Origin of the sequence: Bifidobacterium sp. UTCIF-1 (assembly GCF_006408915.1) — a bacterium.
In the GTDB taxonomy this organism is placed as follows: domain Bacteria; phylum Actinomycetota; class Actinomycetes; order Actinomycetales; family Bifidobacteriaceae; genus Bifidobacterium; species Bifidobacterium reuteri.
The window spans coordinates 141,738-161,928 of record NZ_JFAG01000001.1 but is presented as its reverse complement, the minus strand read 5'-3'; the positions used below and the strand labels follow the sequence as shown (position 1 = coordinate 161,928).

Here is a 20,191-nt window from a genome sequence, read left to right as displayed (position 1 = left end):
TAGGGTGGAACCATGAGTCAGAACGATCTGTTCGGGGCGTCGGATGCGCCGGAGACGATGACGCGGCCATTGGCGGTGCGTATGCGGCCGCGCACATTGGATGAGGTCATCGGGCAGCGGCATGTGCTGGGGGAGGGCAGTCCCCTGCGCCGCCTCGCCAATCCGGCCAGCAAGGGAAGCCTCACGGCCCCAAGCTCGGTGATTCTCTTCGGTCCGCCCGGCGTCGGCAAGACCACGCTCGCCACCATCGTCGCCGGGCAGTCCGGCCGCGTGTTCGAGGAGCTCTCGGCCGTGACCAGCGGCGTCAAGGATGTGCGTGACGTGCTCGTCCGCGCCCACGAACGTCTCGTCTCGCGCGGCCAGGAGACCGTATTGTTCATCGACGAGGTGCATCGGTTCTCCAAATCGCAGCAGGACGCATTGCTGCCTGCTGTGGAGAACCGTGACGTGACCTTCATCGGAGCCACCACCGAAAACCCGAGTTTCTCGGTCATCAAGCCGTTGCTGTCCCGTTCGGTGGTCGTCAAGCTCGAATCCTTGGAAGCCGACCAGCTCACCGAGCTCGTGCACCGTGCGCTGGACAGTGAACGAGGGCTTAAAGGCGAAGTCAAAGCCACTGATGAGGCCATAGCCGACATCGTGCGCATGGCCGGAGGCGACGCGCGCAAATCCCTGACTATCCTCGAGGCTGCCGCCGGTGCGGTCACGGGGGACGAGGCCCGCAAGAAGGGCGCCCGCCGCCCCATCATCACACCGGACGTCGTCGCCAACGTGATGGACACCGCCACCGTGCGCTACGACAAGGACGGCGATGACCACTACGACGTGATCTCCGCGTTCATCAAATCGATGCGCGGCTCCGACCCGGACGCCGCCATCCACTACTTGGCCCGCATGATCAGAGCCGGTGAGGATCCACGGTTCATCGCCCGACGCATCATGATCGCGGCGGCCGAGGAGGTGGGGCTCGCCGCTCCGCAGATCCTGCAGGTCGCCGTCGCCGCCGCCCAGGCCGTGGCCCTGGTCGGCATGCCAGAGGCGCGCATCATCCTCGCCGAGGCGACCATCGCAGTGGCCACGGCGCCCAAGTCGAACGCCAGCTACAACGCCATCAACGCCGCGCTTGCCGACGTGGACGCGGGAAAGATCGGCGCGGTGCCGCTGTATCTCAGGAACGCTCCCACCAAGCTCATGAAAGAATGGGGCAACCATGAGGGATACAAGTACGCGCACGATTGGCCCGGCGCCGTGGCGCCTCAGGAATACATGCCCGAGATGCTGCGCGGCACGGAATACTATCATCCCAACGATCGCGGTTACGAGCATGAGGTGAGCCAGCGCCTGGCGATAATCCGACCAATTCTGCATGGCGAAGATGGCGGGAAGAGGTAAAGTGTAACGGAACAGTGAAGTGTTCCAACGGTGGTGTAGGGAAATCGGTGCGAACAGAGGAGCGTGGAAGGGCATGTCGGTCATTCTCATTGTCGACGACGATCAGGCCATCGGCGAAATGCTGAGCCTCGTATTGGAGAACGAGGGATTCCAGACCGTCACCTGCACGGACGGCCTTCGGGCGGTGGAGATGTTCCCGACGGTCAAGCCGGACCTGATTCTGCTGGATGTCATGCTTCCCGGGCTGGACGGCACTGAAGTGGCCCGTCGCATTCGCCAGACCTCGAATGTGCCGATCATCATGCTTACTACGAAATCGGACACCACCGACGTGGTCGCGGGTCTCGAGGCGGGAGCGGACGACTATGTGCCCAAGCCTTTCAAGGTGGCCGAGCTTCTGGCGCGCATCCGTGCCCGTTTCCGCATCGCCGCACCAATGTCGGCGACTGGTGGGTCAGAGACGGCTGCGAACGCCGCCAATGTCAATCATGTCGAACGTGGCGGCATCGTCATCGACCGTCTGGAGCATACCGCCACCAAGGACGGCAGGGACCTGGGCCTGACCCCGATGGAATTCGAGCTGTTGTTCGTGCTCGCGGCGGCTGCGGGTGAGGCCATCAGCCGCTCGGCGTTGCTGCATGACGTGTGGGGGTATGAGAGTTCGGGCGACACCCGATTGGTCAACGTGCATGTGCAGCGCCTGCGCGCCAAGGTGGAGGATGATCCGGAGAACCCGCAGATCATCCAGACCGTGCGCGGCATTGGCTACAAGTTCGTTACGCCTGAGGGCTGACGGTGTCTGACTCCAAGACGCCGAAGATGAGCGGGGATACGGGGCGCCGGGAGCATCGTGCCGAGCCGGTGTCTCGCCATAGATTCAGCGTCAGGCGTCTGTTGCGCCATGGCCGATCTGAAGTGCGACGTTCATTGCAGGCGCGTACAGTGGCCCTGACAGTGATTTTGACGCTATCGGTCGCGGTAGTGTTCTCCGTGGTCTCCATGGTGTCTGTACGCGCCTCATTGCTGACTCAGACCACGTCACAATCCCAAGCCGATTTCTCCAATATGGTCGAACAGGCCCAGAACAATCTGGACGCTTCGGATGCCACCACCACGGTGCAGATCCAGCAGCTGGTCAACGATCTGGCGTCCAACCTGCAATCGGACGGCTCCTCCAATCTCGTGGGCGTCTACCTGTGGAGCCGTAAATCCACGGCGCGTTCCATCATCCCGGTGTCCACAGAACCGACGTATGAGGATGTGATCACCGCAGACATGCGTTCCGCGGTGGCCTCCGACCTTGATGGCAATGTGTTCTATCAGCCGGTGGGGCTATCCATCGCCTCGGATGTGATGACCGGGAATACACCGGGAGCCGTGTTGGGGACGGTGCTTGATTACGGGCTGGCGGGAGACCTCGAATTCTTCGCTGTGTATTCATATACGTTGCAGCAGCAGTCACTCACGCAGATTCAGCTGAGTCTGCTGACTGTTTGCGCCATGCTGTCGATAGCGGTGGGCGTGGTGATGTGGCTGGTGATACGTGGCATCGTGCATCCGGTGGAACGTGTGGCCGACGCCGCGGCGACGCTGGCCTCGGGTGATCTGGACACGCGTGTCAAGGTGGATCGCAAGGATGAGCTTGGCGTTCTGCAGCGGTCGTTCAACAGTATGGCCGATTCGCTGAATCAGAAAATCGATGAGCTTGAAGAAGCCAGCGCATCCCAGAAACGGTTTGTCTCTGACGTCAGCCATGAGCTGCGCACGCCGGTGACCACGATGCGGATGGCTTCCGATCTCCTGGAGATGAAAAGGGATGGTTTCGATCCCGCCTCGCGGCGCACGATCGAACTGCTGTCCGGACAGATCAACAGATTCCAGGACATGCTCGCAGATTTGCTTGAGATCTCCCGGTACGATGCCGGATACGCGGCATTGGATGCCGTTGATGCCGATGTGCGTGATCCGGTCAATGACGCAGTGGATCAGGTCTCCGGCATCGCTGCGGCAAAACATGTGGAGATCCGGACCATGCTGCCCAACGTGCCGGTATGGGCCAAAGTGGATGTCCGACGCGTCACACGTATCATCCGCAACCTTCTGGCCAATGCCGTCGATTTCGCGGAAAACGGGCCGATTGCGGTTCGTATCGCCGCCAACCGCAAGGCCGTGGTCATCAGCGTGCGCGATTTCGGCGCAGGCATGGACGCGGATACCGTGTCTCATGTGTTCGACCGGTTCTGGAGGGGCGACCCCTCCCGCTCGCGCATCACCGGAGGTACGGGTCTGGGGCTTTCCATCGCGATGACCGATGCGATGCTGCACCATGGTTCAATCACCGTGCGCTCGGCGATCGGCCAAGGCACTTGGTTCCTGGTAGCACTGCCGTGCGATCCGCGAGGAGCTCATCTGTCTGAAGGGGACCTGCCCATCGCGTTCCGCGGAGCCGATGCTGACGACTTCGCGGTGACTGGAGGATTCGGTGTGGCGGCGAGCCCGGTCGCCGAACGCGGGGAGATTGCGGCGGGACATCCGCCATCGGATACGGTTCAGGCTCGGGTTCAGGCTTGGGTTCAGGCTCGGGCTCAGGTTCAGGCTCAGGCGTCCGCGGACGATGCGCATTCGGAAAACCAGCCCGATGACAATGGAGGTCCACAATGAACAGATGGTGTCGTTCAGCGGCCTCTCTGGCCATGGCGCTCGTGTGCTGTCTGACGGTCAGTGCATGTTCGAGCCCTCTGGCATTGCCGTCCAGCGGCAATGTGCAGACGCTTGAACCCATGGAACAACAGTCCCGTCGTGTCTATACCAATCCACAGGGGCCGGTTGAAGACGCACAGCCGGAAAGCATCGTCAAAGGGTTCTATGACGCCATGCCGGCAGGCGTGCAATCCGACGGATACCACGTGGCCCGTCAGTTCCTAGCCTCGTCGGCCTCGGCGGCATGGGACGGCGATGGTGCGGCGCTGATCTACAACGGCACTCCTGATTTCCGGCGTCGCGCCAATACTCTGACATCGCCGCAAGGTACGGAGAACTCTCTGATTGTGGAGGTCGAGCTTCAGGTCGTCGGCACATTGGACCAGAACGGCTCATACCGTCCGGTGCACGACAGCGAGCCACGCAAGATCCCGTATACACTGGTCCAGCATAAAGGGCAATGGCGCATCTCCCGTTTGGACGATGGCGTGGTGATTTCCGTCGCTGATTTCGATCAGGTCTTCCGTCAGGTCTCGGTGTATCAGGTGGCTTCCTCGGGCAAGCAGATGATTCCGGACGTGCGCTGGCTGAGCTGGCGCAATTGGCGCGCGCGGGCGGTCCTGGAGGTGCTGGGGGATGTTCCGGACTGGCTGCGAGGCGCGGTGAAACAGGCGGACGTGTCCTCGATATCGTTGACGACTGATTCGATTCCGGTGCAGAACAATGTGGTCGAAGTGAGACTGACCAGCGGCATCAATGCGATGAGCGATGAGGATCGCGCCATCCTCGTGCACCGCATCAGATTGACGCTTGGTGATGGGGGCACCGGTTATTCATTGAAGGTCACCGGCGACGGTGTGGATTATTCGGATGCCGATACGAACCTCAAGCTCGGCGTCGATCAGCCTGCGGTCGGCGTATATACCTTGACCGGAGGCCACATCGTTTCCCTGTCCAGCTCCAGCCCATTGCGCATAGCGGATGTGTCGGATGCCGAGGATGCGTCAGGCCTCGCATATTCGGCGAATGGGGGAGCGGTGCTCCACTCCAATGGCATCGCGGAGTGTCTGAACGCGAATGGCGGATCCTGCGGCACGGCATTCGGTGGCGCGAGGCTGAAATCACTGACTTCCGGAGCGGACGGCGAGGTGTGGGGAGTCGGTGAAGACGGACGGACGCTGTACGTGTTCAGCGATGGGAAAACCGTGCGACTCGAGATTCCCTGGCTTGATTACGGGGGGCAGGTCTCTTCGGTGAACGTCTCGCCGGAAGGTTCGAGGCTGGCATTGGCCATCGATGGCGGTGCGTTGAGCGGCGTGGCCGTCACCGGGGTCATACGGGATTCGTCCAATACGGTGACCGGGTTGAGCGATGCTGCGGCGTTGGTCTCCCAGGTGCAGCATGTGGCCATGCTGACGTTCTATAACGACCTCAATCTGGTGTACGCCACCGAGGTGTCTGCCGACGGCAATCAGGCTGCGTACCGTCAGATCGTGCCGGGGCCGGCGGTCAACCAAAGGCTGCCCGAAGGTTCGATAGTGTCGATGGCATCCGGGCAGATCAGTTTGTACCGTCGTCTTGCCGTACTCGACAGCACCGGCAATGTCCGTTCGGTGTCCGGGTCGTTGGACGGATCCTGGTCCATAGCCGATAGTCAGGTTGACGCTCTGGGCTCCCAATGAAGTGACAAGGAACAACAAATGAGCCTCCTCATGTATGAGGAGGCTCATGATGAAACCGGCTGCGAGGCGGGAGCGGCTGTGGCAGGCGGATCAGATGCCGCCGTACTCCTTCTTGAACAGCTCGGCGGGCACCTCGGAGTTCAGCGGCACCTCGTAGATGAGGTATTCCATGTTGAACGGGATGTTGAACAGGTGGCGGGTCACGCCATACTCTTCCTTGGTGCCCAGGAAGTTGAAGTTGTCGGGGCATTCAGGCTCCCACTTGGCCAGCAGGTCAGCGGCGTCGCCGATGGTCTCCGCCACGCCTGCCAGATGCTTGACGCCATCCACCTGCTTGAGGATAAGGAACACGGTCTTCATAGTTTCCCTTTCTGTGAACTGTATTGCGGCAACCTTGTCGCCCGGCTGACGGGCGGCATTGCCACCGTGCAACCATGTACCATTATGGCGGAAAATCGGCATGAATTCGCCGAAATAGGGCGCATTCGGGCCACTGTTACCAATTTGTTATAAACCTGTTATCAAACTGTTATCGCTCACGATTGAACAATGCGCCTGTTCGTTCCATACTGATAACTGTCGATGACATGGAGTCATCAATGTGGATGGAAGAACATCCAGAGAATATTGCTCGAGGAGGAGTTTTCATGAAGAATTGGAAGAAAGCCATTGCTCTCGTTGCTTCGGCTGCCGCTCTGGTGAGCGTCGCGGCCTGCGGTTCCAGCAACAATGCCGGTGGCAGCAGCAGCGATGGTGGCAAGAAGACCGTCGGCTTCGTGGCTGTCGGCCCTGAGGGCGGCTTCCGTACCGCAAACGAGAACGACATCAAGTCTGCGTTCGCCGACGCCGGCTTCGAACTGGTCTACTCTCCGACCCAGAACAACGATCAGCAGAAGCAGATCCAGGCATTCAACAAGTTCGTCAACGACGAAGTGGACGCCATCATCCTGTCCTCCACTGAGGATTCCGGTTGGGATGACTCTCTGAAGAAGGCCGCTGAGGCCGAGATTCCGGTCTTCACCGTGGATCGTAACGTCGAAGTCAAGGACGACGCCGCCAAGAAGGCCATCGTCTCCCACATCGGACCGTCCAACGAATGGGCTGGCGAGCAGGCCGCCGAGTTCGTGAACAAGAACTTCCCGGACGGCGCCAACGGCTTCATCCTGGAAGGCCCCGCCGGCCTGTCCGTGGTGAAGGACCGTGGCACCGGCTGGTCCAACAAGATCGGCTCCAACATCAAGGTCCTCGAGTCCCAGTCCGCCAACTGGTCCACTGATGAGGCTAAGACCGTGACCGCAGGTCTGCTCGACAAGTACAAGTCCGACAACCCGCAGTTCATCTTCGCCCAGAACGACGAGATGGGCCTCGGTGCCGCTCAGGCCGTTGACGCCGCCGGCCTCAAGGGCAAGGTCAAGATCATCACCATCGATGGTACGAAGAACGCCCTGCAGGCTCTGGTGGACGGCGACCTCTCCTACGTGATCGAGTACAACCCGATCTTCGGCAAGGAGACCGCTCAGGCCGTCAAGGATTACCTGGATGGCAAGACCGTCGAGAAGGACATCCAGATCGAGTCCAAGACCTTCGATGCCGCTTCCGCCAAGGAAGCCCTGGACAACGGCAGCCGCGCATACTGACGGCAACCCGATCCTGATGCAGACGAACCGAACTGAGTGAATGATGGTGTGAGAGGGATTCCGAATCCTTCCACACCATCACTCATGTTCGGCCGAAACATCACAAAACGATAACAAATCCCTTTTCGTTTAAGGCAAAGACATGACTGATAAAACCCCTATCGTCGTGATGAAGGGCATCACGATTGAATTCCCGGGCGTCAAGGCTTTGGACGGTGTCGACCTGACCCTGTACCCGGGCGAAGTGCACGCTCTCATGGGTGAGAACGGTGCAGGCAAGTCGACCATGATCAAGGCTTTGACCGGTGTCTACAAGATCGACGCCGGCTCCATCACCGTGGAAGGCAAGCCGCAAAGCTTCAACGGCACGCTCGACGCCCAGAACGCCGGCATCGCCACCGTATACCAGGAAGTGAACCTGTGCACCAACCTTTCCGTCGGTGAAAACGTGATGCTGGGCCATGAAAAGCGTGGTCCGTTCGGCATCGATTGGAAGAAGACCCACGAAGCCGCCAAGACGTATCTGGCGCAGATGGGTCTGGAATCCATTGATCCGCACACCCCGCTGAGCTCCATCTCCATCGCCATGCAGCAGCTGGTCGCCATCGCGCGCGCCATGGTCATCAACGCCAAGGTGCTGATTCTCGACGAGCCGACCTCCTCCCTGGACGCCAACGAGGTGCAGGACCTGTTCAAGATCATGCGCAAGGTGCGTGACTCGGGCGTGGCCATCCTGTTCGTCTCCCACTTCCTCGACCAGATCTACGAGATCACCGACCGCCTGACCATCCTGCGTAACGGCAAGTTCATCAAGGAGGTCATGACCAAGGACACCCCGCGCGACGAGCTCATCGGCATGATGATCGGCAAGTCCGCCGCCGAGCTGAGCCAGATCGGCGCCAAGAAGTCCCGCCGCGAGATCGAGCCCGGTGAGAAGCCGCTGCTCGAGGTCAAGGGCCTGGGCAAGAAGGGCACCATCAACCCGGTTGACCTGGACATCTACAAGGGCGAGGTTGTCGGCTTCGCCGGCCTGCTGGGCTCCGGCCGTACCGAGCTCGGCCGTCTCCTCTACGGCGCCGACAAGCCGGATTCGGGCACGTACGAGTTCAACGGCAAGAAGGTCAACATCTCCGACCCGTACACCGCCCTGAAGAACAAGATCGCCTACTCCACCGAGAACCGTCGTGACGAGGGCATCATCGGCGACCTGACCGTCCGCCAGAACATGCTCATCGCCCTGCAGGCCACCCGTGGCATGTTCAACCCGATTCCGAAGAAGGAAGCGGACGCGATCGTGGACAAGTACATGGAGGAACTCAACGTTCGTCCGCGCGACCCTGATCGCCCGATCAAGAACCTCTCCGGTGGTAACCAGCAGAAGGTGCTGATCGGCCGCTGGCTGGCCACCCACCCCGAACTGCTCATCCTCGACGAGCCGACCCGTGGTATCGATATCGGCGCCAAGGCCGAAATCCAGCAGGTCGTCCTCGACCTTGCCTCCAAGGGCATGGGCGTCGTCTTCATCTCCTCCGAGCTTGAAGAGGTCGTGCGCCTGTCCGATGACATCGAGGTCCTCAAGGATCGCCACAAGATCGCAGAAATCGAAAACGGCGACACGGTCTCCCAGGCGACCATCGTCGAAACCATCGCCAACACCAACGTGAACGGAAAGGAGGCGTGAGATGGCTGAAAAGGCAAAGGAAGAGGGCAATGCCCTCGTCAAGAAGCTGCTGAGCAACAACCTGACCTGGTCTGTCGTCGCATTCATCCTGCTGATTGTCATCTGCACCATCTTCCAGCATGACTTCCTCGCTCTGAGCTGGAACACCAACACCGGTGGTCTGGCCGGCCCGCTGATTACCATGCTTCAGGAATCCGCGCGATACCTGATGATTGCCACCGGCATGACCCTGGTCATCTCCACCGCAGGCATCGACCTTTCCGTCGGCTCCGTCATGGCGGTGGCCGGTGCCGCCGCCATGCAGTCCCTGTCCAATGGCGTGAACGTGTGGGTGTCTATCCTGATTGCCCTGCTCGTCGGCCTGGTCATCGGCTGCGTCAACGGCGCTCTGGTCTCCCTGCTTGGTCTCCAGCCGTTCATCACCACGTTGATCATGATGCTCGCAGGCCGTGGTATCGCCAAGGTGATCACCTCCGGTGAGAACACCGATGCCTCCGCAGTCGCCGGCAACGAGCCGCTGCGCTGGATCGCCAACGGCTTCATCCTGGGCATCCCCGCCAACTTCGTCATCGCCGTCGTCATTGTGATTCTTGTCGGCCTGCTGTGCCGCAAGACCGCAATGGGCATGATGATCGAGGCCGTCGGCATCAACCAGGAAGCCTCCCGTATGACCGGTATCAAGCCGAAGAAGATCCTCTTCCTCGTGTACGCCGTGTCCGGCTTCCTTGCGGCCATTGCAGGTCTGTTCGCCACCGCATCCGTGATGCGCGTCGACGTGGTCAAGACCGGTCAGGACCTCGAAATGTACGCCATTCTGGCGGTCGTCATCGGCGGCACCTCGCTGCTCGGTGGCAAGTTCTCCCTCGCCGGCTCCGCTGTCGGCGCTGTGATTATCGCCATGATCCGCAAGACCATCATCACCCTCGGCATCAACGCCGAAGCAACCCCGGCCTTCTTCGCCGTCGTCGTGATTGTGATCTGCGTGATGCAGGCTCCCAAGATTCACAACCTGGGTGCGGCAATGAAGCGTAAGCGCGCGCTCAAGGCTCAAGCTAAGGCGGTGGCAGCATGACAACAGCTACGGCAAACAAGGTAAAGGCTCCCAAGAAGGGCTTCAAGCTCGATCGTCAGATGATCCCGACCCTCGCGGCCGTCGTGATCTTCCTGCTGATGATCATCATGGGACAGGCACTGTTCGGCACCTATATCCGACTGGGCTTCATCTCCTCCCTGTTCATCGACCACGCATACCTGATCATTCTGGCTGTGGCCATGACACTGCCGATTCTGACCGGCGGCATCGATCTGTCCGTCGGCGCCATCGTGGCCATCACCGCAGTCGTCGGCCTGAAGCTGGCGAACGCAGGTGTACCCGCCATCCTGGTCATGGTCGTCATGCTCCTGATCGGTGCCGTGTTCGGTCTGCTGGCCGGTACTCTGATCGAGGAATTCAACATGCAGCCGTTCATCGCGACCCTGTCTACGATGTTCCTGGCCCGTGGTATCGCCTCCATCATCTCCACCGACTCGCTGACCTTCCCGGACAACAACAACTTCGCGTTCATCGCCAACGAGATCAAGATCATCGACAACCCGAAGATCTCCAACGATCTGTCCTTCAACGTCGGCGTGATCATCGCTCTGATTGTTGTAATCTACGGATACATCTTCCTGCATCACACCCGCACCGGTCGCACCATCTACGCCATCGGCGGCTCGCGCTCCTCCGCGGAGCTCATGGGTCTGCCGGTCAAGCGCACCCAGTACACCATCTACCTGACCTCCGCGATCCTTGCCGCCTTGGCCTCCATCGTGTACACCGCGAACATCGGTTCCGCCAAGAACACCGTCGGTGTCGGCTGGGAGCTCGACGCTGTGGCCTCCGTGGTCATCGGCGGTACGATCATCACCGGTGGCTTCGGCTACGTGCTCGGCTCTGTGCTCGGCGCTCTGGTCCGCTCCATCCTCGACCCGCTCACCTCCGACTTCGGTGTGCCGGCCGAATGGACCACCATCGTGGTCGGCCTCATGATCCTCGTCTTCGTGGTGCTGCAGCGCGCCGTGATGGCGGTCGGGGAGAAAAAGTAGCGTAGCCCGCGCTACCGGGCCGAAAGGCCGTCTCCCTAAGGACGCTGCAAGACAACTGAATATCGGAAACTGAATAACGATAACTGAATAGGCGGGTGCCATCCAGGCCTCTCCGAGGTCATTCCTGGTCACGGCAGTGGCCCGGTGCATCACCCGCCACCTCTTTCTTCTCCTTATCTTCCTTTCATCGCACTGTGGGGCGCGTTCCCGGGTTCATAACCCAGGGGCGCGCCCCACAGCGTTTTTGGTATCTGGTAATCCCATGGTTTGGCTGTGGCGTTTGTCATATGCGGCTCGATTGTTTTGGCCTTGGAATCTATTGGTTTTCTATGTTGGATTTCTTGCGGTGGGGAGGTTCCGGAGAACAAGGTCTAGGCGCAAATGAGTCAAGTACACAAGATTCAAGATGATGTGGAGCGTTTCGTGAATCCTTGCGGTGTGGACGGGTGGCGATGGTGAGTTGATGTTCGGATGGCAATGCCCGAGTCTGCCATGAGCCCTAATATTCCTTGATGGCGGTAACGGGATGCGTTTGCGCGAGAAGCGACTCGCTCCTATCTGTACCACAGCAATACAGCACTGCACACGCCGGTTGGTAAACCTGACTTCCAGACGTTTCACAATGATGATGTAGAGGAGACCTATCATGTCCCAATCGCAGCGGCAGCCCGATTCCGCCGTCGTCCAGAACTCCGCAGACAGCGAGCGCATTCCACCGCGACTCATCGGCGCCATCGTGGCCGTGGGATCGCTGGCCTTCATCGGCATCCTCACCGAAACCGTGATGACCGTGCTCTTCCCGGCATTGATGCGCGAATTCAACGTCGACACCGCAACCGTGCAGTGGATCACCACGATCTACCTGCTGTCCGTGGCGGCCTCAATGCCGATCAGCTCGTTCCTCAAGCGCCGGTTCCGACTCAAGGCCATCTTCCTGGCCGCTGTGGCGCTCGGCGTCACCGGGTCGCTCATCATGATCGTGGCGCAGGCGTTCCCGCTCATGATTCTGGCCCGCATCATCCAAGGCGTCGGCTCCGGCGTCGCCACGCCGCTGATGATCAACATCATCCTCGAGCAGTCGCCGCGTTCCAAGATCGGCCGTCTGATGGGCGTGGGTTCACTGGTGATCACCGTCGCCCCGGCTATCGGCCCGACCGTGGGTGGCGCGGTGACCAGTGTGCTGCCGTGGCGTGCGATTTTCGTTGGCGCGGTGCCGTTGATGCTCATCGCCGCGGTGATCGGCTGCATCTGCATTGAACAGCGCACGCCCACCGAAGACGCCTATCTCGATCCGGTCCAGCTGTGTCTGATCGTCCTGGCGCTGGTGGGACTCGTCCTCGCCCTGAATCAGGGCGGCGTGGCAGTGAGCGCGGCGGTGAGTGGGGGAGTGACCGCAAGGCCCGGCATCATCGCCGTAGTGAGTCTCATCGTGGGCCTTGGCTCCCTGATCCTGTTCGCCAAGACCTCCCAGCGTGCCTTCTCCCCGTTGCTGCGGCTGGGTATCCTGCGTGACCCAGCCGTGCTGCTCCATGCCGTCGCTTATCTACTGCTGCCGCTGGTGGGCATCGGCTATGGTTATGTGATCACCAATGTGTCGCAGCTCTCACTCGGCACGTCCGCTTTCGTGGCCGGTTCGCTGGTGCTGCCCGGTGCGTTGATCGGTGCTGTGTGCGCGCCCGTGGGCGGTTGGTTCTATGACCGGTTCGGTGCGGTCAAGCCGATTCTCATCCCACTGGGCATCGCAATCCTGGGACCGGTACTCATGCTGGTCTTCTCCATGCATCTCACGCCCGGTCTGCTGGCTGGATTCTATTTCATCTTCGGTTTCTTCTACGCCATCGGCAATGCGAATGTGATGACCAGCGGCCTGTCCGAAGTGCCGCATGAGTTCCGTCCGGACGGCAACGCCATCTTCAACACCTGCCTGCAGTTCGGCGGCGCAGCGGGTACAGCCCTGTTCTCCACCGTGCTGACCGTGGCCCAGGCCGGTGCCGGGGCCGAGGGAACGCCACGGTTCGCGCACGCCACCGCAGTGGGCGGTGCATGGACCTTCGCCGTGATGATCGTGATCTGTCTGATCGGATGGGGGTGTCTGGCGTCCGCCTTCCGCATCCGTGCGCGTCGTGGGGCCATAAAGGTCTGACGCAGGCGCAAGGCAAGCGCATTGTTGACACAATATCCGTACTGACGCCTAGGTTGTTGGAATATGGGAATCGAGAACACGGATAAGCTGATAGTCAACTGTCTGCCGCTGAACGAATCCGAGCGTCAGGCGTTTGCCAAGGCCGCGCGGGACGTGCCGCAGCAGTTTGTGGGGTGTGAGGCACATCGTGGGGATATGGTCTGGCCTGTGGAGGTTCCTGACGAACTGAAATACCGGGCCACTGCGGTCATCGGCAACATTCCGGTGTCCGAGGTCGGGCGATACGCACGGCTCGAGTGGCTGCAGACATTCAGTGCAGGAGTGGATCCGTATCTTCGGCCCGGCGTATTGCCGCGTGGCGTCATGGTCACCAGTGCCAGCGGCGCATATGGACAGAGCGTATCCGAGCACATGTTCGCCATGATGTGGGCGCTGATGAGGAACATCAACCGGTATGCCTCCAACCAACGTGACCGTCGGTGGGAAGACGTGGGGCGGGCGCTGAGCCCGCAGGGTGGCATCGCGCTCATTATCGGCACCGGGGACATCGGTTCGCATTTCGCACGGCTGGTACAAGGAGTGGGCATGCGCACGTTTGGTGTACGCCGTCATCCTGAGGTGCCTGCGGAAGGCATGGAGAAGATGTACGGGTTTGAGCGCTTGGATGCGTTGCTGCCGTTGGCCGATGTGGTGGCGCTCGCGGTCCCGCATTCGCCCCAGACCCATCATCTGCTAGATGCCAGACGTCTTGCAAAACTCAAGGACACTGCCATTGTGATCAACGCCGGTAGGGGAGACGCCGTCGATGCGGATGCGCTTGCCGCTGCATTGCGGGAGAACCGTATTTGGGGTGCTGGTCTGGATGTCACCGAACCTGAGCCATTGCCCGAGTCGAGCCCGCTGTGGAGCGAGCCGCGATGCCTGATCACCCCTCACGTGGCGGGAGGCAATCATCTGGAATCCACGGGCGATCGCATCATCGGCATCGCGTTGAACAATGTGTCCCGTTACGCGCACCATCAGGAGTTCATCAACCTCGCCTGTCGATGAATGGCGGTGGCGACATAACAAAGGGGTGCGGACGTCGTTGTCCGTACCCCTTTTACGTGATGATGGCGGGAAGCGCCAATCACCACTGGTTCGCGCCGGTACCCTCGAACTTCACGGTGAAGCCGCGCTGGTAGTGCAGGAACATGGCGGCACCGTAGCGATCCACCTCACGGTGGGTGAACAGCATGCGGATGGCGAAAGCGGTCTGCACGTCCTCAGGCAGCGCAAGGAAAGCCTTGTGCGCATCCCAGTACGGGTGTTCGGTGATGGCGGCATCCGGCACGTAGGCGTAGCCGTAGCCGTCCTCGTTCACGTAACCCATGAACGGCAGATCCCATGCGTTGTGGTTGGTGAGCTGCTGCTTGAAGTACTCGACCTCGTCCAGCGCCTGGTCGCTGATGCCGAACTTCTTGGCGACCTCGTTGCCGTGGGATGTCTTGGTGTCCGCATCCTTGTTGAACAGATCGGGGTCTACGATGATGACTTTCTCCTGCTCCGCCATGATTGTTCCTTTCGCCGGAAGCTGCGCATGCCATAGCATGTGGTGTTCGATTACGTAGTTAAACGCACATCTTCAATCCTTGCTCAGATGGGCAAGGATGGGCACATTGGCTTGTGCTGGTTCCTTAGAATAGCAGCAAAAACGGCTTAATTAGGCTGATTAACGAACAATTCATATGGTGGTAACCGCTTTGGGGCGTTGTGTGAGATTTCTGGCGTTCGGTGTTCTTTTTGTATAAAAGCGAACATTTGCATTGTTTGTTTTGGTGGCGTATTGGATATAGTGCTGACCACTTAGTCAATAAGCTCCAGACCATTGGCATCGCGATGCCATGGAGAACCATACTGGCTGGTCAGAATCAGGATGCCCTCCACCAGTCCCCAGACGGCGGCTGCGATGGGTCCCAATCCCAACAGCACCCATCCGACCAAGGTGAGCAGCAGCTGAGCCACGGCCTTGCCGGTGTTGCCCAGATAGAAGTTGTGCACGCCCAGACCGCCCAGGAAGATGCCGAGAAGCCCTGCGGCCAGTTTGGATTTTTGGGAATAACCGGCGCCGTACTGCGGAGCGCCATACTGTGGAGCCCCGTACTGCGGAGCCCCGGGCTGTGGGGCTGCATATTGTGGGGTGCCATATTGCGGAGCGCCGTACTGTGGGGCTGCGGGCTGCGGCGCGCCATACTGCGGTGCGCCATACTGCGGCTGGGTGTATGGGTTCGCGGGTTGCGCATACGGATTGGGCTGGGCCGCCGTCGGCTGGCCGTAAGGCGCGTATTGCGGCTGCTGTGGTTGCGCGTATTGCGGTTGCTCCGTCTGGGCATATGGTGTCTGTTCCGATTGCCCATAGGCGGGTGCGGCCGGAGCATGTGCGGACGATGGGGAAGCCTGGGGAGTGTTCTCCGCTGGAGTGTCGGGTTCGGGATTGGTCGTGTCGTACGGTTGTTGTGCGTTGCTCATCATCAGGTCCCTTCTTGAAACTGCGGCATCACATAAGTCGCATGGAGCTGTGATGCATACGTCATTGATACACATCTTCTCATATTTCGTCCCGAATAGGATGCGTGACAGGCGATACCGCCCTGAACACATCGGAAGGTCGGTGGGTTTCCCTCACCGACCTTCCGATGTGTCAGCAATACCGTATACGAGGCTTATTCGCGCACCAGCTTGATGTGCTCGATATCCTCGCGCTGTGAAGCGCGGTAGAGGACGAAGCGGTTGCCGATGGACTGCACCACTTCCGCACCCAACTGGTCGGCGAGATCGGCGGCGGCCTCCTTGGCGGTCATGCCGGAACCGTCCTGCACGGCGCATTTCATCAGCTCATGCGCCTCGATGGTCTCGTCGGCCTGCTTGATGGCGGCTTCCGTGAGATCGTTCTTGCCTACATAGAACAACGGCTTGAGTGAGTTGGACAGTGCGCGCAGCTGCTTGATTTGCTTCTTGGTCAATGCCATGGGTTCATCCTTACGTCAAGTAACCACAACAGCATAGCCGCCGGGCCGGTCATGCGAGGATGTTCATGGCGATGATCGCCGCGATATAGCAGACGATTATCATCGTGAACGCCGCATCGCGCCAGCTCGGGGAGAAGACTCGCCAATGCGTGCGCGTGATGCCCTCCTCATAGCAGCGCGCGTCCAATGCCAGACTGAGATTGTCGGCATGGCGCAAGGTGCCGGCGAACACGGGCACGATGATTGCGCTCATCGCTTTGACGCGCTGCGGGAGCGATCCGGTTTCCACTGTGCCTCCGCGTGCGGCCTGAGCGTTGATGATCGATGTGGTCTCGCTGGTCAATGTGGGGATGAAGCGCAGTGCCAGGCTCATCACCAAAGCGATTTCCTGCGTGTGTATGCCGAGGTGCCGCAACGGTTTGAGCAAGGACGCGAAGGCGTCGGTCATGGCGGTCGGCGTCGTGGTGTTCAGGAAGATCGCACCCATGATGATCACCAATGCGAAACGACAGGTGTACAGCACGGCGATGGTGACGCCGTCGCCGGTGATGCTGAACGGTCCCCATGCCACGAGCGTGGGTCCTGTTCGCACGACCACCAGGTTGGCGAGGCTCATCAGCGCCAGCAATGCCAGAATCGGGTGGATGGCGGCGATCAGACGCAGGGGATTGAGGCGTGCGGCGGCAATCATCCCCAAGGTCAGGGCGATGCCCAAACCAAGCTGAATCGGCGTGTTCACTGCGAACATGGTGAACATCGCGGCGAGGAAACAGACCATCTTCGCGCGGGGGTCCAGTCGCTGCATCACCGATTGCTTGGTTGACGTCGGGTGTACGGCTTGTATGGCCGATTGCCCGGCGGACGACGGGGCCTGCGCGCTCGAAGTCGCAGTGTGTGTTCCAGCTTGCGCGAGATCGGGACGGACGCCATCCGATGCCATGGGGGCGTCATGCGCGTCGGGCATCCGCACCACTCGGTCCGCCAGTGCATACGCTTCCGCACGGTCGTGGGTGACGATCAGCATGGTCACCCCCTGTGCCTTCAGGGTGCGGATCAGCTCATGTATCCTCGAAGTGGCGTGCACGTCAAGGCTTGCCGTGGGCTCATCCATGATGAGCACATCCGGCCGGCACGCCACCACGCCAGCGATGGCGACAAGACGCTGCTGCCCTCCGGAAAGATCGAAGGGGGAGCGGTCCGCCAGATGCGCGATGTGCAGCATCTCCAACGCCTGCTTCACACGTTCCTGCACAGTGGACTCGCCCAACCCCTGGTTGCGTGGCCCATAGGCCACGTCCTCGGCCACCGTATCGGCGAACAGCTGGTGTTCGGGGTGTTGCATCACATACCCGACATGGCGTCGCAGCTCCGCCAGTTGCCTGCGGTTCGCCAGACGGGGCTTGCCGTTGCGTCGTGTGCATGCGGTCGCCGTCATACTTGCGACCGGAACGCCGGCGACTTCGACGCTGCCGACCACAGGCTTGGCCAGCGCGCACAGCAGGCGCGCCAACGTGGATTTGCCCGAACCGTTGGCACCCATCAGCGCCACGGTCTTGCCGGCATCCATATGGAAGGAGAGGTCTCTGATCACGGTCCGCCCGGAACCATATCGGTAGCTCAGATGCCGCACTTGGATGGCCGGAGACATTGCGGCGGGCTCCTTCTGTCCCAGCAGCGGCAGTGGTGAGGTCGGTGCGGCCCCCGCGGCAACGGTACCGACGGCGGGGTCGGGGCATGTTATGTCGGCAGTAGCTGGGACTACAGTGCCTGCGCCGTCGGTCCCATGTGGTTCGGCATCGTGTGGTTCGGCATCGTGTGATGCCGCGATTGCCGTGATATGGCCGCCTTCCATGTGCACTACACGGTCGGCGTGCAGGGTCTCCATAGGTCTATGCGTCACATGGATGATTGTGGTGCCCCGAGTCTGCAGCGTATCGAGGATGGCCATGACCTCGCCACGAGCCGTCTCATCCAGCATGGCGGTAGGCTCGTCGAGCACCAGTATCCGTGAATTCATGGCCAACATGCCGGCGATGGCCGTGCGTTGCTGCTGCCCGCCGCTCATACGGGTCGGATCGGAACCCCGGTGTGAGGACAGGCCCACGGATTCGAGCGTTCTCGCTATGCGCATCCCGATGTCTTCGCGGGGGATGCCGAGGTTCTCCGGTCCGAATGCGATGTCATCCTCCACGATGGTGGTGACGATCTGATCCTCGGGGTTCTGGAACACCATGCCGATGCCCCTGCGCGCCGCACGATAGGCGTCGGCATCCGGGCCGGAGTCCGAGCCGAACACGTGATGCCCCAACAGGGTGATGTCACCGCCGTCTGGGGCGGTCAATCCCGCAATCAGCCGAGCCAACGTGGACTTGCCCGAACCGTTAGGACCCACCAGACAGATTCGCTCCCCGGGTTGAATGGTCAGGGATACATCATCCAGCGCCCATGTGGCGCCATGGTCGTAACTGAATCGGACATGGCGCAATTCGGCGATGGGTGACATGTCCGGGGAGTGGCTATCGCTCATGAATCACTTCCTGGGGCCTTCATATACAGTTTGATGCGCCACGGGCTATTGCGGCTCATGACGCATCAAACGGAGCGTGGATTCACTGCTGCTTGGCGAGCAGGTTGGAGATCGGCTTGTAGATCAGGAAGGTCACCACAGCGTGGATCGCCATCTTGGCCACGTTGAACGGCAGCAGGATCGGCAGGATCATCGCGGCCACAGCCTGCACCGTCATATGTGCGTAGATCGGCGTCACCACGAGGTTGCCGAGGAGCGCGGCCACAATGGCCAGCACCGCGCCGACCAGAATGCCGATAAGCGCGCCCTTGCGAGTGCGGTTCGCGCGGTAGATGAACGAAGCCGGCACGGATAGGCACAGCGCCACGAGCACCGCCATCAGCGTGCCCCACGGATCGGCGAACAGATGTGGTACGAAGCCGAGCACGGAGACGATCGCGGCTGCGGAGGGGCCGAAGGCGAAGCCGGCGATCAGGCATACGATGCCGGACGGGTCGTACTTCAGCCATGTGACCGGGGTGATCGGGAATTCGATGAAGCTGGTGACCATGGCCAACGCCACGAACAAGGCGTACATGGCGATGCGCTTGGTGGACCAGCGGCCGGAATCGGCCACACCGGTCGAATGCGAGCCGAGCTTGGCGTTGGAGACGTCGCCGGCGGCGGAACCTGAATCCGAACCAGCCCCCTGCGCCTCAGGCGCGACGGAACGGACAACCTGCATGCGAATACGCGAAGAAATGCTCATGTGAGCCCTCGTTTCTTCCATCCGGACTGTAACCGTTGGCTTCGGATTCTCACCGAATCGGCCGCTTTCGCGGGTCGCGGGCTCGCCTGCATTTCCGTTATGAATCCCGGATGCGGCATCACCGCCAGTAAGGAATTGCACCTTCCCTGAAACTGACAGCCAATATTCATACGCCATAGGGCGTACAGATGCAAGCGCTGTTTCATTTCGCCTGATAGCGATACGAAAACAGGGGGGAAGCACCCCCCGAAATGTCGGCGTGTCTACGTTGCGGGCATTGTTTCATATGTTCATTTTTTGTTGCTGTGAGCGATAACGATACAGTTCGATACTGTTCGTTTTCGGTTGATGCCGGGTCGGAAACCCAGTAATCACGCCATTGTGCAGTGTTCGCACCATCACGGTGATTGTTCGTTTCTGCATCGTGTATTGAGACAGTTCAGTCGCCTATGCCCAATTATTAAGTCCGGGGGGGGGTAATTATTCGGTGTAATTTCACGAATCGTTCACTGCGCCGTAGGGAGAGGTGAGAAGATGCGCGTAGGACCGGTTGTTTCTAGGTCCAAGGGTTCCGCGAAGGCGGGG

16 protein-coding genes and 1 riboswitch are annotated in these 20,191 nt (G+C 60.5%); of the genes, 10 read left to right on the top strand and 6 right to left on the bottom strand.

What is annotated here, in order from left to right:
- The first annotated feature begins 12 nt into the window (after positions 1-12).
- The 4 genes from BW09_RS00650 (at position 13) to BW09_RS00635 (ending at position 5,774) form a co-directional block, all read left to right on the top strand.
- Positions 13-1,392 (top strand): replication-associated recombination protein A, encoded by a 1,380-nt coding sequence (locus tag BW09_RS00650; RefSeq protein ID WP_044088645.1) that lies wholly within the window; start codon positions 13-15, stop codon positions 1,390-1,392.
- Positions 1,393-1,465: 73 nt separating this feature from the next.
- Entirely contained in the window at positions 1,466-2,185 is a 720-nt protein-coding gene (mtrA, locus tag BW09_RS00645; RefSeq protein ID WP_044088644.1) for an MtrAB system response regulator MtrA, read from the top strand.
- A 26-nt stretch (positions 2,186-2,211) separates the two neighbouring features.
- Positions 2,212-4,053: an MtrAB system histidine kinase MtrB gene (gene mtrB / locus BW09_RS00640; protein ID WP_140464576.1), complete on the top strand. Its 1,842-nt coding sequence runs from the start codon at positions 2,212-2,214 to the stop codon at positions 4,051-4,053.
- Between the two features lie 119 nt (positions 4,054-4,172).
- Positions 4,173-5,774 (top strand): LpqB family beta-propeller domain-containing protein, encoded by a 1,602-nt coding sequence (locus tag BW09_RS00635; RefSeq protein ID WP_241451108.1) that lies wholly within the window; start codon positions 4,173-4,175, stop codon positions 5,772-5,774.
- Positions 5,775-5,864: 90 nt separating this feature from the next.
- Here BW09_RS00635 and BW09_RS00630 read toward each other — a convergent pair whose 3' ends face one another.
- Complete coding sequence (locus BW09_RS00630; RefSeq protein WP_044088642.1) at positions 5,865-6,134, bottom strand: hypothetical protein; 270 nt, start codon at positions 6,132-6,134, stop codon at positions 5,865-5,867.
- Positions 6,135-6,421: 287 nt separating this feature from the next.
- Between BW09_RS00630 and BW09_RS00625 the strand changes: the two genes are divergently transcribed.
- The 6 genes from BW09_RS00625 to BW09_RS00600 all read left to right on the top strand — a co-directional run bounded on the left by BW09_RS00625 (position 6,422) and on the right by BW09_RS00600 (position 14,373).
- Positions 6,422-7,411 (top strand): ABC transporter substrate-binding protein, encoded by a 990-nt coding sequence (locus tag BW09_RS00625; RefSeq protein ID WP_044088641.1) that lies wholly within the window; start codon positions 6,422-6,424, stop codon positions 7,409-7,411.
- Between the two features lie 142 nt (positions 7,412-7,553).
- Positions 7,554-9,092: a sugar ABC transporter ATP-binding protein gene (locus BW09_RS00620; RefSeq protein ID WP_140462526.1), complete on the top strand. Its 1,539-nt coding sequence runs from the start codon at positions 7,554-7,556 to the stop codon at positions 9,090-9,092.
- A gap of 1 nt (position 9,093) precedes the next feature.
- Positions 9,094-10,164, top strand: coding sequence for an ABC transporter permease (locus BW09_RS00615; protein WP_044088639.1), 1,071 nt, complete (start codon positions 9,094-9,096; stop codon positions 10,162-10,164).
- Positions 10,161-11,180, top strand: a complete 1,020-nt coding sequence (locus tag BW09_RS00610) for an ABC transporter permease (protein WP_044088638.1) — start codon at positions 10,161-10,163, stop codon at positions 11,178-11,180. The genes BW09_RS00615 and BW09_RS00610 overlap by 4 nt, the downstream gene beginning before the upstream one ends.
- 646 nt (positions 11,181-11,826) lie before the next feature.
- Positions 11,827-13,323 (top strand): MFS transporter, encoded by a 1,497-nt coding sequence (locus tag BW09_RS00605; RefSeq protein WP_044088637.1) that lies wholly within the window; start codon positions 11,827-11,829, stop codon positions 13,321-13,323.
- Between the two features lie 63 nt (positions 13,324-13,386).
- A complete protein-coding gene (locus BW09_RS00600; protein WP_044088636.1) occupies positions 13,387-14,373 on the top strand; it encodes an NAD(P)-dependent oxidoreductase in 987 nt (328 codons plus the stop codon).
- 79 nt (positions 14,374-14,452) lie between these two features.
- Here BW09_RS00600 and BW09_RS00595 read toward each other — a convergent pair whose 3' ends face one another.
- The 5 genes from BW09_RS00595 to BW09_RS00575 all read right to left on the bottom strand — a co-directional run bounded on the left by BW09_RS00595 (position 14,453) and on the right by BW09_RS00575 (position 19,606).
- A complete protein-coding gene (locus tag BW09_RS00595; RefSeq protein WP_044088634.1) occupies positions 14,453-14,875 on the bottom strand; it encodes a hypothetical protein in 423 nt (140 codons plus the stop codon).
- A gap of 293 nt (positions 14,876-15,168) precedes the next feature.
- On the bottom strand, positions 15,169-15,834 hold the full coding sequence (locus BW09_RS00590) for a TM2 domain-containing protein (RefSeq protein WP_081886601.1): 666 nt from the start codon (positions 15,832-15,834) through the stop codon (positions 15,169-15,171).
- Positions 15,835-16,025: 191 nt separating this feature from the next.
- Entirely contained in the window at positions 16,026-16,331 is a 306-nt protein-coding gene (locus BW09_RS00585; RefSeq protein WP_044088632.1) for a YhbY family RNA-binding protein, read from the bottom strand.
- A gap of 49 nt (positions 16,332-16,380) precedes the next feature.
- Complete coding sequence (locus BW09_RS00580; protein ID WP_044088631.1) at positions 16,381-18,858, bottom strand: energy-coupling factor transporter ATPase; 2,478 nt, start codon at positions 18,856-18,858, stop codon at positions 16,381-16,383.
- An 82-nt stretch (positions 18,859-18,940) separates the two neighbouring features.
- Entirely contained in the window at positions 18,941-19,606 is a 666-nt protein-coding gene (locus BW09_RS00575) for an ECF transporter S component (RefSeq protein WP_044088630.1), read from the bottom strand.
- Positions 19,607-19,611: 5 nt separating this feature from the next.
- A riboswitch (FMN riboswitch) is annotated at positions 19,612-19,764 on the bottom strand.
- Positions 19,765-20,191: the final 427 nt, after the last annotated feature.